A 12,330-nucleotide genomic window follows, 5' to 3' on the forward strand; every position below is an offset into this window, starting at 1 on the left:
CGACATGCTATGCCGCATAGCCACTGCCGATGAGCGAGTTCTCCAACTGTTCTTGTTGACGCGGTACGCTGTGCGCCGCAAGCAGCGTGTCGTTCCCCTCGGCGCGCCGGTGGAGTGGAGAGAGTCACGATGGCGAAGACGACGAAGGCCGTGAAGTCGGCCCACGCAGCTCTGGATGCCGCAGCGGAAGCCGCGAAGGATGCGAAGCGCCTGAGCAGGACGCTGCCGAAGAAGGACGCGAAGAAGCTCCGCGATCTCGCCGCTGAGGCGAAGGACGTCGCCGGTGCGAAGAAGAAGAAGGTGGAGCGCAGTCCGCGCAAGGTCGAGAAGAAGGCTGTCGCCGCGATCGGCCGCCTCGAGAAGGCCGCCGGCAAGATCGAGACACGACTCGCCGCCGAAGCGGATGCCGCGAAGCGGGCCGCCGAGAAGGCGGCGAAGGCTGCGAAGAAGGCTGCCGCGAAATCGACCGAGAAGGATGCGCAGAAGGCACCGAAGGCGCCGAAGGTCGAGCGGGAGCAGACGCCCGTTCCGGCGCCGGTGGATGCAGCTATCCCGGGCGCTCAGCCCGACGCGATCCCGGCGGCGGAGCCTGTCGCAATCGCCGCCGAGAAGCCGGTCGTGATCCCGCCGACGAAGCCGGCCGCGCCGGTACGCACGAGCCCGCAGAAGGCCGGATCGTCGACCGACCTCTCGAGGCTCACGGTGATCCAGCTGCGCGCGCAGGCCCGGGACCGCGGACTTTCCGGATACACGAGGCTCACCAAGGCGCAGCTGCTCGATCTGCTCTCCGTTTGACCGCCGTGCAGGAGTATCTGGACCGCTCGACGGCTGCGACCGACCCGCGAACGCTGATCGACATCCTCCGGGCGTCGGCGGCGGAGTATCCGCAGGCTTCGGCTCTGGAGGATGCGGCAGGCGCGCTGAGCTACGCCGAGCTGATGGCGCTCGTCCGGCAGACGTCCGCACGCCTGCACGCGCTCGGCGTGCAGGCGGGAGATCGGGTCGGCGTCCGCATGCCGTCGGGCGATCGAGAGCTCTACGTGTCGATCCTCGGCATCATGGCGGCCGGTGCGGCCTACGTGCCGGTCGATGCGGACGACCCGCCGGAGCGTGCGGATCTGGTCTTCCGCGAAGCCGCGGTCGTCGGTGTGATCACCGGCAGAGGGCGCTATGAGCCGCGGGACGCGGACGCGCGGCCGGCGACGAGCAGGAGGCTCTTCGACGGCGAGGCCCCGCACCCCAGCACGAGCACGCTTCCCACGGTCCCTCCGCCGACGCCCGATCAGGATGCATGGATCATCTTCACCTCCGGCTCGACGGGTGTGCCGAAGGGCGTCGCGGTGACGCATCGTTCCGCCGCGGCCTTCGTCGATGCGGAGGCGCGCCTCTTCCTGCAGGGCGCACCGCTCGGCCCCGGCGACCGGGTACTGGCCGGCCTCTCCGTCGCGTTCGATGCGTCCTGCGAGGAGATGTGGCTCGCCTGGCGGCATGGCGCGTGCCTGGTCCCGGCTCCACGGGCCTTGGTGCGCTCGGGCGAGGACCTGGGGCCGTGGCTCCTCGGTCATGGGATCACCGTGGTGTCGACGGTGCCGACGCTCGCCGCGCTGTGGCCGCAGGATGCCATCGAGAATGTGCGCCTCCTGATCTTCGGGGGCGAGGCGTGCCCACCGGAGCTCGTCTCCCGGCTGGTCGCCGATGGACGCGAGCTCTGGAACACGTACGGTCCGACGGAGGCGACGGTCGTGGCGTGCGCCGCCTTGCTGGATGGCGAAGGTCCGGTACGAATCGGTCTCCCGCTGGACGGCTGGAGCCTGCACGGATAGGTGACACCTGATCTGTGGTGCCTGAGGGTGCTGCTGGGAGGATGTCATCATGCCCAAGCCCTATCCGCGCGAGTTTCGTGACGACGTCGTGCGCGTCGCTGTGAACCGTGAACCCGGAGTTCCGTTGCGTCAGATCGCGGCGGACTTCGGGATCAGTGAGACCTGCCTGCAGAACTGGGTCCGCGAGGCCGCCGTCGAGACCGGCGCGAAGCCGGGCGTGACCCGGGCCGAGGCCGACGAGGCCCGTGAGCTGCGTAAGCGGGTTCGTCTGCTGGAGCAGGAGAACGAGGTACTGCGCCGCGCGGCGGCGTATTTCGCGCAGGCGCATCTGCCGGGAAAATGACGTACCCGCTCGTGACAGAGCTCGCCGCTGACGGGATCCCCGTCGCGGTGACGTGCCGGGTCCTCCAGCTCTCCCGCCAGCCTTACTACCGGTGGCTGGCGAACCCCGTCACGGAGAGTGAGGTGGTGGAGGCGTATCGCGCGAACGCGTTGTTCGATGCGCATCGTGATGACCCGGAGTTCGGGCACCGGCTTCTGGCCGATGAGGCCCGCGACGCGGGGCAGGCGATGGCGGACCGGACCGCGTGGCGGATCACCTCCTCGAACGGATGGTGGTCCGTGTTCGGGAAGAAGCGTGGCCGCAACGGCACGAGGCCCGGGCCCGCGGTCCATGACGACCTCTGCGTTGTGACCGACGAGAACGGCCGGGTGCGGCACGAGTTCACCGCCAACAGCCCGAACCAACTCTGGTTGACCGACATCACCGAGCACAAGACCGCGGAGGGCAAGCTCTACCTCTGCGCGATCAAGGACGTGTTCGGGAACAAGATCGTCGGATACTCCATCGACTCCAGGATGAAGTCGAGTCTCGCGGTCAGCGCGCTCGAGAACGCCGTCGCGATGCGTGGTGACGTCGCCGGCTGCGTGGTCCATTCGGACCGCGGATCGCAGTTCCGCAGCCGGAAGTTCCTGCGCGCTCTGTCCCGGCACCGCCTGGTCGGATCGATGGGCAGAGTCGCGTCCTGCGGCGACAACGCGGCGATGGAGAGCTTCTTCAGCCTGCTGCAGAAGAACGTCCTGAACCGCCGCTCCTGGACCACCCGGGAGCAGCTGCGCATCGCGATCGTGACCTGGATCGAACGCACCTACCATCGGCGACGGCGACAGGCAGCGCTGGGCCGTTTGACACCGGTCGAGTTCGAGACCATCATGACCAAGACCCTGGCCCTCGCGGCCTAACCAAAACTGTCACCTATCCGTGCAGCAGACCCGGCGATCGTTTCGACTGGTGCTGCACCGTTTTGTAGGAGTCGGTCGATCTCTCGGGCGTCTTTCTCGCCTTTCTCGGTGTCTGGGCGGTCGAGGAGCGCGGCGATCTTGGTCGCCGTGTGGGCGTGGATGTTGAGCAGTCGCCATCCCTTCACCGGTGCGGGTTCCGTGTGGTCGATGAGCTTCTCGACTTTTGAGTCGCAGTTTGGTGCCCAGTGCTGATTCCCAGGGGATGTAGGCATCGACGTGCACGCCGTCTTTGGTGCCGCGTCCCTTGCGTCCGCCGCTGTGGATGGTGTTCTCGCTGTAGTCGGGCAGGACGTCCCTGAGTTTCTGACGGAGTTTGGGGGTCCATGATGATGAGGTCGATGTCGCGGCTGACGTCGCCGCCGACTCGCATCTGTGTGGCCCATCCGCCGATGAGGATTGATGGTTCCAGGTCGTAGCCGAGGTGGTCGAGTAGTCCTTGAACGCGTCCGAGTTCGTCTTCGGTCAGAATCATCGTGGTTACTCCTGGTCCCAGTCGCGTTTGCCTAAGAATTTTTCGTTGAGCGCTAGCCGGAACTCAGAGGCTTGCCAGCCGGGAGTGGCGAACAGGTCCGCGTAGGTCTGCGCGAAGGGGGTGTGGTCTGGCCAGGTGCGTGCAGCTCGAGGGTCTGCCCGCAGGAGCGTGACGTTGCCGCGATCGCGACCGTACCCTGTGTGGCGAGTGACTTCCATGCGCGACAACATGTCATCCATGGCCGCGGTTGCCTGGCTGTCTCGGAGGTAGAGCACGTGCTCGGAGTAGTCAGACACAGTGTTTGCCCCGCCAAGCAATCTCACCGATGCGGCAGCACCGCCGAGGATCACCCCGTGGCTCGGGAACGAGTCAAGGAGGTGACGAAGGTCCTCACTATCCAGCGTCAGCGCTGCGTGTGTGTCGGTCATGATGCTGCGTGCAGCGCAAAACAGGGTGAGCACCTTCTCCGGGTTCACGACGCTGAAGCCCGCGTGATGCTGCTGGATAGCCCCGATCTCGATCAGTCGACGGAGCGCGTAGGAGGCAGTCGTGGAGGCGACGCCCGCACGGCAAGCGAGGTCATCGACGTTGTCCCATCGGCGTTGCTCACGCATGACGGCAGCATCAACGAGCTCGCGCCACACCAGCTCATTCTTCTTCACCGTCCGACCTCTCATCCGATCTGCAACTTTTCCTGCGAACCAGTCTACAACTTTTCTTGTGAATGGGTTCCCAATTTTTCTTGTGAACGATGGATGCATCGAGCCCGAGATGATGCCATGACGTCGGAGGGACGGGGCGGGCCTCGACCGAGCCTGTCGCTCCGTCTTCGCTCAGGATCCCAATGATTCGCGCGTGTATGTCGTGCAACGCGGCGTCCCCGAGCTCGTGATTCCAGTCGTACCTGATGGTTGAGGAGGGAGCGCGGTGAGCCTCTCGTAAACCCCACGCAAACCCCTGACGGATCAGCGGTCGGCTACGAAGAACCGGGACCTGGCCGGGACCTGATGCATGCAAACCATGCAATCCATGACGTGAAATAGGGCCGTTTGAGGGGCAGGGAAGCCCGGAAAATCAAGGATCTGAGCTGAACCGTCTACCTGGGGGTCAAGGGGTCGCAGGTTCAAATCCTGTCAGCCCGGCCGAGAAAGGCCCGGAAACTCGCAAGAGTCTCCGGGCCTTGTCCATGTCCGGAGAGCGGCGAGGGCGTCAGAAGGTTTCTGGGACGTCCCACGAGGCTGATCTTGCTGAAGCATCCAGTCTCCGGACATGCCCGGGGCGACTCAGGGCGCTTCATGCGAGCCGAAGTCGTTACGTCTCGAGCGTGCTCTGACACAGGGGGCGAGGATGTTTCTGGGGTGGTCCTCAGCGACGCGCGCACGTTCGCGTGAACCTGTGAGCCGTACATGTTAGGGGCGTAACGTCGGGTCATGGAGACACAGACACGAACGAGCGGTACGGATACCGCGACGCTGGGCCTGGGATCGGTGCTGGTGGGTTCGTTGCCTGCGGCGCTGATGACTGATGAGGCCCCGGATCGTTACACGGTGGAGGCGGTGTTCACACGTCGCCCCGAGCGTGACGAGATCACGGACATCCTGGGGAGCGAGACACGGGATCGTCTCGCGCGGGCAGGATACTCGACCGTTGAGCTGACGATCTCGGATCGTCGTATGGAGATCGCGAACACGAATCTCGAGGAGTTGCGCGACGGTCTCGGTGGCGTGCTCGCTGACCGTCTTGCGGAGATCAGCGATGATGTCCGGGCGCGGCAGGACGCGGCTGCGGTGCGATTCCGCGCGGCGGCCGCGGGTGAGCAGGACAGAGCGGCCTCTGTCGCGGCTTTGGCGGAGTCGGTGACTTTCCGCACCTCTGCGGATGAAGCGTCGGGAACGGGATCTGAGCCGGATCAGCGATCTGCGGCGACCGACGATCGTGCCCGTATCGACGACCGGGCAGACGAGAGCGGTCACGGGCGTTGACGACGTCTGTGACCTTCGAACGTGGAGCGCATCATGGATGGGTTTCGTTCGACCACATCGCGTTCAGAAGATCGACGCGGCAGCCGGACCGGTAGCGATTTCACTGCTCTGGCGAAGACGATCCGGGATCAGGGGTTGCTGCGTCGCCGATACGGGTATTACTGGTCGAAACTGATCGGCCTACCGCTCGTGCTCGCCGGAGGTCTGCTGGCGTTCGTGTGGATCGGTGACACCTGGTGGCAACTGTTCACGGCGGCGTTCCTGGCCATCGTGTTCACGCAGATCGCCTTTCTCGGGCACGATTCGGCGCACCGGCAGATCTTCGTCTCGGGCAAGTGGAACGACTGGGTGAGCCTCGTCCTCGGCGACCTGCTGGTCGGGATGAGCTATGGATGGTGGCAGCACAAGCACACGCGCCACCACGCGAATCCGAACAAGCTGGGCGCCGATCCCGACATCGAACTACCGGTGATCGTCGTCGCCCCGGAGCGTGCCGCGCCGAGAGGACGGGTTCTATCGTGGCTGCGTTCGCACCAGGGCATCTTCTTCTTCCCCATACTGCTCCTGGAAGGGGTCTCGCTGCATGCGTCCGGGGTCCGCCGGGTGGTCACCCGTGGGCCGTTGAGCAGGCGATGGGTCGAGATCGGGTTCCTCCTGATCCGGCTGGCCGGGTTCCCTGTGCTCATCTTCCTCGTGCTGTCGCCGGGCATCGCGTTCGTGTTCCTTGCGGTACAGCTCGGGCTCTTCGGCTTCTACATGGGCGTCTCGTTCGCCCCGAACCACAAGGGGATGCCGATCGTGCCCCGAGACGCGAGCTTCGACTTCCTGCGCCGGCAGGCGATGATGAGCCGGAACGTCCGGGGTGGCCGTCTGCTCGACACCGCGATGGGCGGGCTGAACTATCAGATCGAGCATCATCTGTTCCCCTCCATGCCGCGACCTCACCTGCGCAAGGCAGCGCCCATCATCGCCGCGTACTGCCGGAGCCACGATGTGCCGTATGTGCAGACCGGGCTGCTGGCGTCCTATGTGATCATCGTGCGGTACATCAACCGCGTCGGACTCGGGGAGCGCGACGTGTTCACCTGCCCCTTGGTCGAGCAGCGCCGCTACATCACCGCAGTCCCGCAGTGAGCACGCACGATCACCCGGCAGCCGGGCGACGACACGCCGCTGTCGTCTACAACCCCGTGAAGACCCCGCTGGAGCGGCTTCGCCCCCTGGTTGCGGAGCGTGAGGCCCAGCACAGGTGGGCGCAGACGCGCTGGTACGAGACCAACAGCGACGACGCAGGCCGGGCTGCCGCGGAGCATGCTCTCGTTGCTGACCCGGCGGTGGTGATGGTGGCAGGCGGCGACGGTACGGTCCGAGCCGTCGCGGAGGTGGTACACGGGACCGGGGTTCCGATCGCGCTGGTTCCCCTGGGCGCCGGCAATCTTCTTGCTCGCGATGTCGGTGCGCCGCTCAACGACATCGCCGCCTGCGTCTCCGCTGCCTTCGCAGGTGAGGACCGATCCGTGGATGTCGGAGTGGCTGAGCTGGAGGACGAGAGCGGCGCTCGCCGCACGCACACGTTCATGGTCATGGCGGGCATCGGGCTGGACGCGGAGATGGCGGAGAGCACGAGCACGATCGCGAAGAAGCATCTCGGCTGGTTCGCGTATATCACGCCGATCGCCCGCTCGGTCATCGCGAACAAGCTCTTCCATCTCGACTATCGGATCGACGGAGGGCGGGTGAGGTCGACCCGGGCGCACACCGTCATCGTCGGAAACTGCGGAACCCTGACCGGGAACATGTTGCTGATCCCCGCCGCGATCATCGATGACGGACTGTTGGACGTCGTGATGATGCGCCCGACAGGCCGCTTCGGGTGGGCGCGGATCGGAACCCGCCTCACCCTGCAAGGCCTCGCCCGCCGATCCCCGCTCAGTCGCAGACTCCTGCAGCAGAGGCCTGACCTCCACGCACTCGCCTACGTTCAAGGGCACCGGTTCGAAGCCCGGTTCGACGCTCCTCACCTCATCGAACTCGACGGCGACAGCTTCGGTCACATCGCCCGTGTTCGCGTCAGCGTCCGCCCTGGCGCCCTGCGCGTGCGTGTGTCGGCCGCAACGAACCGGGAAGGGTGACTACGCCTTGGCGCGCTTGGCGCGCTGCCGGAGGATCCCGAAGATCAGGGTGCCGACGAAGAGCACGATTCCGATGATGGCCAACCAGAGCAGGCCCTCGAACACGAATCCCACGATCGACAGCACCACCCATGCCACAAGCAGGATGAGAAGAACTGTCCACATGCTCCTCACCCTACGCTCGATCACCCGAGAAATCCGGTGATCAGTGACATTGCCTCTGCGCGATGTGTCGGGCCTGCGGCTGACCGGAGGATTCACAGCACGGGCTGACATAGTGGAGGGGATGCTCCGCTTCGGTGATGGCATACCGATCCGAGGAGAAGAGACGCTCATGCCCGCATGGTGGGAACAACTTCTCCACCTCACCACCGGTCGCATCAGCCGCCACCACGAACTACCCGATCTCCGGCACCTTGCGACACGGCCTGTCGCACTGGAACGAACCCACTACCTCGTGAACGATCGCGAGCGCGACAGCCAAGCCCCTCGCGCCTACGTCCTCCGCACCCAGCCCCGCACAGGACGATCCCCCGCAGGGGTCGCCGTCACCTCCAACGGACGCGGCGTCGGCCATCTGTCCACAGATGCGGCAGACGTCATAGGACCGCTTCTCGACCAACTCGGCGGGGCAGCGATCGTCAACGGCATAGGACCGCAGACGGGAAGCATCCGGCTCCGGATCGACCTGCCAACCTCTGAAGCGGTCGGCGAGTTCATCCATGCATCCGGCAACGCGAACCCAAGATGAGGCCCGTATCGCGATGGCCTCCATCGCCGGCGCGGATACGATGTGGCCATGATGGATCAGTCGAACCAGAGCGTCGGGTTCATCGGGCTGGGGATCATGGGCGAGCCCATGGCGACCCGCCTGGCTCGCGCAGGAGTTCCCCTGGTCGTGTGGAACAGGTCGCCGCGAGCGCTGGATGAGCTGGCTCGGGCGGGTGCGGATATCGCCCCCACCGTGGAGGACGTCTTCCACCGCTCGCAGGTCGTCATACTCATGCTCGCCGATACGGATGCCGTCGACGCGGTGCTCGGATCGGCGGGACGGCCCCGTGCCGAACTCTTCTCGGGCAAGACGATCGTCAACATGGGCACGGTGCCGCCCGCATATTCACGACGCCTCTCCGACGAGATCCGGGCCGCAGGCGGCTCGTTCGTCGAGGCGCCGGTCTCGGGTTCACGCCGTCCCGCCGAAGACGGAGTCCTCGTGGGAATGCTCGCCGGCTCGGAACGAGCCGTGGAACAGGTGTCGCCCGTCATCGCGCATCTGTGCGCATCCCTCACCTATTGCGGTGAGGTGCCGGCGGCGCTCACGATGAAGCTCTCCGTCAACGTGTTCCTCATCGCCGTCGTCACAGGTCTCGCGGAGTCGTTCCACTTCGCGCAGCGGCACGGGCTCTCCCGTGACGTCCTCCGTCAGGTGCTCGATGCCGGCCAGATGTCCTCTCCGATCTCCCGAGTGAAGAGCGCGAAGATCGCCGAGGACGACTGGACGCCGCAAGCGGCGATCCGGGATGTGCTGATGAACAGCGAGCTCATCACGGATGCCGCGAGGGCGCGCGGCATCGCCAGTCCACTTCTGGACGTCTGCCGGGATCTCTACGACGAGGCCGTCCGCCGTGGAGACGGCTCGCTCGACATGGCCGCCGTCATCCGCGCGATCGACGACCGGACGATCTCGACGGCGTCGAAGCCCGTGCGAGATGAGTCGGTGCGCATTCGGCCGTCGAGAGGCGAGTCGGAGTACCCGACCCTGGTGGCCATCTGGCGGCACGCGGTCGACGCGACCCATGATTTCCTCACCATCGGCGACAGGAACGACATCGAGTCCCGGCTCAGCGCCGAGTACTTCCCGGCTGTGGTGCTCTCGGTCGCCGAGGCCGGCGGCCGGCCGGTCGGATTCAGCGGCGTGCTCGACGGTTCGCTGGAGATGCTGTTCGTCGAGCCGGAACATCACGGTGGTGGAATCGGCACGGCGCTTCTGCGACACGCCATCGCGGAACTCCAGGTCGGCACGGTCGATGTCAACGAGCAGAACACCTCAGCCGTGCGCTTCTATCAACGCCGCGACTTCGAGATCGACGGACGAAGCCCGACCGACGAGGCAGGGCGTCCGTACCCGCTGCTGCACCTGGTGCTTCCCGCCTCGCGGTGACGGCCTTCCATCGCCCCCAGGCGCATCCCAGCACGTCGGAGTATCGTCGTAGACCTGGGGGACTGCCGCTGAAGCGGTGGCAGTCATGGGAACGGGTCTTCGTGACTCCGCGACTTCAGAAACAGAGATGGCCCCCGCTGAGCTCCGGCTCGAGCGGGGGCCATCTCGTGTTTCCGCTGAGAAGAGACGCCGCAAATGGTTGCCCTGCGTCGATAGTTGCATTTTCGCAACTACAAGAGTATGGTTGACGTCGATCAACTTTCTATGCAGGAGCATCCCACTGTGACCCACACTTCAACCGTTCAACCCGAGGCGACACGATCGCCGCGCGAGGTGTTCACCGCGATCTCCGGACTCGTCGTCGGCATGTTCGTCGCCGTGCTCTCGGGCACCGTGGTGTCGACCTCGATGCCGGTCATCATCGCCGACCTCGGTGGCACCCAGTCCCAGTACACCTGGGTGATCACCGCGAGCCTGCTGGCGACCGCCGTCTCGACCCCGATCTGGGGCAAGCTCGCCGACCTCGTCGACCGCAAGATCCTCGTGCAGATCTCGCTCATCCTCTTCACGGTCGGCACCGTGATCGCCGGGTTCTCGACCGACACCAACATGCTCATCGCCGTCCGCGTCGTGCAGGGCATCGGCGTCGGCGGTCTCATGTCCCTCGTCATGATCGCCGTCGCCCTCATCATCTCGCCGCGTGAGCGTGGCAAGTACATGGGCGTCGTCGGCGGCATCATGGCCCTCGGCACCATCGGCGGCCCGCTCCTCGGTGGCCTGCTCACCGATGTGTGGGGCTGGCGCTCCAACTTCTTCGTCGGCGTCCCGTTCGCGATCCTGGCCCTCGTGCTGCTGCAGTTCACGCTGCACCTGCCCAAGCCTCAGCGTGACAGCAAGGTGTCGATCGACTACTTCGGCATCGTGCTGCTCGCGGTCGGGGTCTCGACCCTGCTCATCTGGGTCTCCATGGGCGGCAGCCAGTTCGATTGGGACTCGTCGACGAGCATCATGCTCGCCGTGATCGCCGTCGTCGCGATCGCCGCGTTCATCACGGTCGAGTTCTTCGTCAAGGAACCGATCGTCCCGATGTCGCTGTTCCGCAACCGCACCTTCACGCTGTCGGTGATCGCGTCCATCGCGATCGGCGTCTCGATGTTCGCGACCTCGGTGTTCCTCGCGCAGTACTTCCAGCTCGCCCGGGGGGCCACGCCCACTGAGTCCGGACTGATGACCATCCCGATGATCATCGGCCAGATGGGCGCGTCTATCATCATCGGCCAGCTCGTGAGCCGCTTCGGCAAGTGGAAGGGCTGGATGCTGACCGGATCGGTGCTCACCACCATCGGCGTCAGCCTCATGGCGACGCTGCGCTACGACACCCCGTTCACTCTCGTCGCCGTGTACATGTTCGTCCTCGGCGCGGGCCTGGGCATGGTCATGCAGAACCTCACCCTCATCGTCCAGAACGACACCGACCCTCAGCAGTTGGGTGCCGCTTCATCGAACGTCAACTTCTTCCGCACGATCGCGGGCACCATCGGCGTCACGATCATGGGATCGCTGCTCTCGACGAGCGTGGCGGGCTACATCACCGACGGTCTCGAGGGCTTCGCGCCGACCACGCAGGAGGAGATCGACGCCCTTCAGCACCTCGGCTCCGGCGACGTGCCGAAGGTCGGGCAGCTGCCCGAGACGATCCGTGCGATCGTCGAGGGTGCATACGGCCACGGCATCGCGGATGCATTCATCATCGCGATCCCCCTCGCGGTGATCTCGATCATCGCGATCGCGTTCATCAAGAACAAGCCGCTGTCGACGAAGAACGCCGCCGAGCAGCTGCGCGAGCAGGCCGAGGAGTCGGTGCTGGAGGTCTCGGAGGCCGAGGTCGGTGCGACCCTGTCCACGGGCGCGATCCGGATCACGGGCGCGGCCCCCGCCACCTCGGCGACCGTGATCGAGCGTGACCGCGAGGAGCAGGGGCGCTGACATGACCGCCTCGGGTGCAGCGACGGTTCCGGACCTGGAGGATGCGATCGGCGACCTCCAGAGCCATCTGAACCTCATCTTCGCGAGGACTCGGACGCTCTGGAAGGAATCCGCGGCGCAGATCTCTCCCGAGCTCCAGGTGAGCGGATACAAGCTGCTGACGTTCATCGATCGCTCGGGAACCACGAGTGCGCACGAGCTTGCCGAGCGGTTCGAGATGGACAAGTCGGTCATCAGCAGACAGGTGCGGATGCTCGAGGACCTGAGTCTTGTCGAGTCCTGCGCCGACGACCGTGACGGCCGCCTCCGGGTGCTGTCCGCCACGACGAAGGCGCAGGCCGTGCTCGCAGATCTCCGACGAGCACACAGCGTCCGTCTGCGGACTGTTCTGGCCGAGCTGACACCCGACGAGATCCTCGCCGCATCGAAGGTGTTCCGCCTCCTCGCGGAGATCTGACCCGAGCGGCCGCCC

General features: G+C 65.6%; 10 protein-coding genes and 1 pseudogene. 9 read left to right on the forward strand and 2 right to left on the reverse strand.

Annotated features, from left to right (window positions below):
• The first annotated feature begins 129 nt into the window (after positions 1 to 129).
• The 3 genes and pseudogenes from ACI3KS_RS04295 (at position 130) to ACI3KS_RS04305 (ending at position 3,065) form a co-directional block, all read left to right on the forward strand.
• Positions 130 to 795: a hypothetical protein gene (locus ACI3KS_RS04295; RefSeq protein ID WP_404915560.1), complete on the forward strand. Its 666-nt coding sequence runs from the start codon at positions 130 to 132 to the stop codon at positions 793 to 795.
• Positions 792 to 1,814: pseudogene (locus ACI3KS_RS04300) on the forward strand (AMP-binding protein); the annotation flags it as partial. The gene ACI3KS_RS04295 and the pseudogene ACI3KS_RS04300, both read left to right, overlap by 4 nt.
• Positions 1,815 to 1,872: 58 nt before the next feature.
• Positions 1,873 to 3,065, forward strand: a protein-coding gene (locus tag ACI3KS_RS04305; protein ID WP_404915562.1) for an IS3 family transposase whose coding sequence is annotated in 2 segments (ribosomal slippage) — positions 1,873 to 2,157 and positions 2,160 to 3,065 — 1,191 coding nt in all. Because the reading frame shifts where the segments join, the coding sequence is not laid out codon by codon here.
• Between the two features lie 537 nt (positions 3,066 to 3,602).
• Here the strand turns inward: ACI3KS_RS04305 and ACI3KS_RS04310 are convergent.
• Positions 3,603 to 4,259, reverse strand: a complete 657-nt coding sequence (locus ACI3KS_RS04310) for a hypothetical protein (RefSeq protein WP_404915564.1) — start codon at positions 4,257 to 4,259, stop codon at positions 3,603 to 3,605.
• 768 nt (positions 4,260 to 5,027) lie between these two features.
• On the opposite strand from ACI3KS_RS04310, the gene ACI3KS_RS04315 reads away from it, so the two are divergent.
• Genes ACI3KS_RS04315 through ACI3KS_RS04325 form a run of 3 tightly spaced genes read left to right on the forward strand, consistent with a single transcriptional unit; the run spans position 5,028 to position 7,711 of the window.
• On the forward strand, positions 5,028 to 5,579 hold the full coding sequence (locus ACI3KS_RS04315) for a hypothetical protein (RefSeq protein WP_404915566.1): 552 nt from the start codon (positions 5,028 to 5,030) through the stop codon (positions 5,577 to 5,579).
• 33 nt (positions 5,580 to 5,612) lie between these two features.
• Entirely contained in the window at positions 5,613 to 6,713 is a 1,101-nt protein-coding gene (locus ACI3KS_RS04320) for a fatty acid desaturase family protein (RefSeq protein ID WP_404915568.1), read from the forward strand.
• Complete coding sequence (locus ACI3KS_RS04325) at positions 6,710 to 7,711, forward strand: diacylglycerol/lipid kinase family protein (RefSeq protein ID WP_404915570.1); 1,002 nt, start codon at positions 6,710 to 6,712, stop codon at positions 7,709 to 7,711. The genes ACI3KS_RS04320 and ACI3KS_RS04325 overlap by 4 nt, the downstream gene beginning before the upstream one ends.
• On the opposite strand, the gene ACI3KS_RS04330 is transcribed toward ACI3KS_RS04325, so the two are convergent.
• Complete coding sequence (locus ACI3KS_RS04330) at positions 7,712 to 7,876, reverse strand: hypothetical protein (RefSeq protein ID WP_164479568.1); 165 nt, start codon at positions 7,874 to 7,876, stop codon at positions 7,712 to 7,714.
• A 634-nt stretch (positions 7,877 to 8,510) separates the two neighbouring features.
• On the opposite strand from ACI3KS_RS04330, the gene ACI3KS_RS04335 reads away from it, so the two are divergent.
• The 3 genes from ACI3KS_RS04335 to ACI3KS_RS04345 all read left to right on the forward strand — a co-directional run bounded on the left by ACI3KS_RS04335 (position 8,511) and on the right by ACI3KS_RS04345 (position 12,315).
• On the forward strand, positions 8,511 to 9,872 hold the full coding sequence (locus tag ACI3KS_RS04335) for an acetyltransferase (protein WP_404915572.1): 1,362 nt from the start codon (positions 8,511 to 8,513) through the stop codon (positions 9,870 to 9,872).
• Positions 9,873 to 10,154: 282 nt separating this feature from the next.
• Entirely contained in the window at positions 10,155 to 11,858 is a 1,704-nt protein-coding gene (locus ACI3KS_RS04340; RefSeq protein WP_404915574.1) for an MDR family MFS transporter, read from the forward strand.
• Position 11,859: 1 nt separating this feature from the next.
• Positions 11,860 to 12,315 (forward strand): MarR family winged helix-turn-helix transcriptional regulator, encoded by a 456-nt coding sequence (locus ACI3KS_RS04345; protein ID WP_404915576.1) that lies wholly within the window; start codon positions 11,860 to 11,862, stop codon positions 12,313 to 12,315.
• Positions 12,316 to 12,330 lie beyond the last annotated feature (15 nt).

It is taken from the genome of Microbacterium sp. ZW T5_45, from assembly GCF_044987415.1.
Classification (GTDB): Bacteria; Actinomycetota; Actinomycetes; order Actinomycetales; family Microbacteriaceae; genus Microbacterium.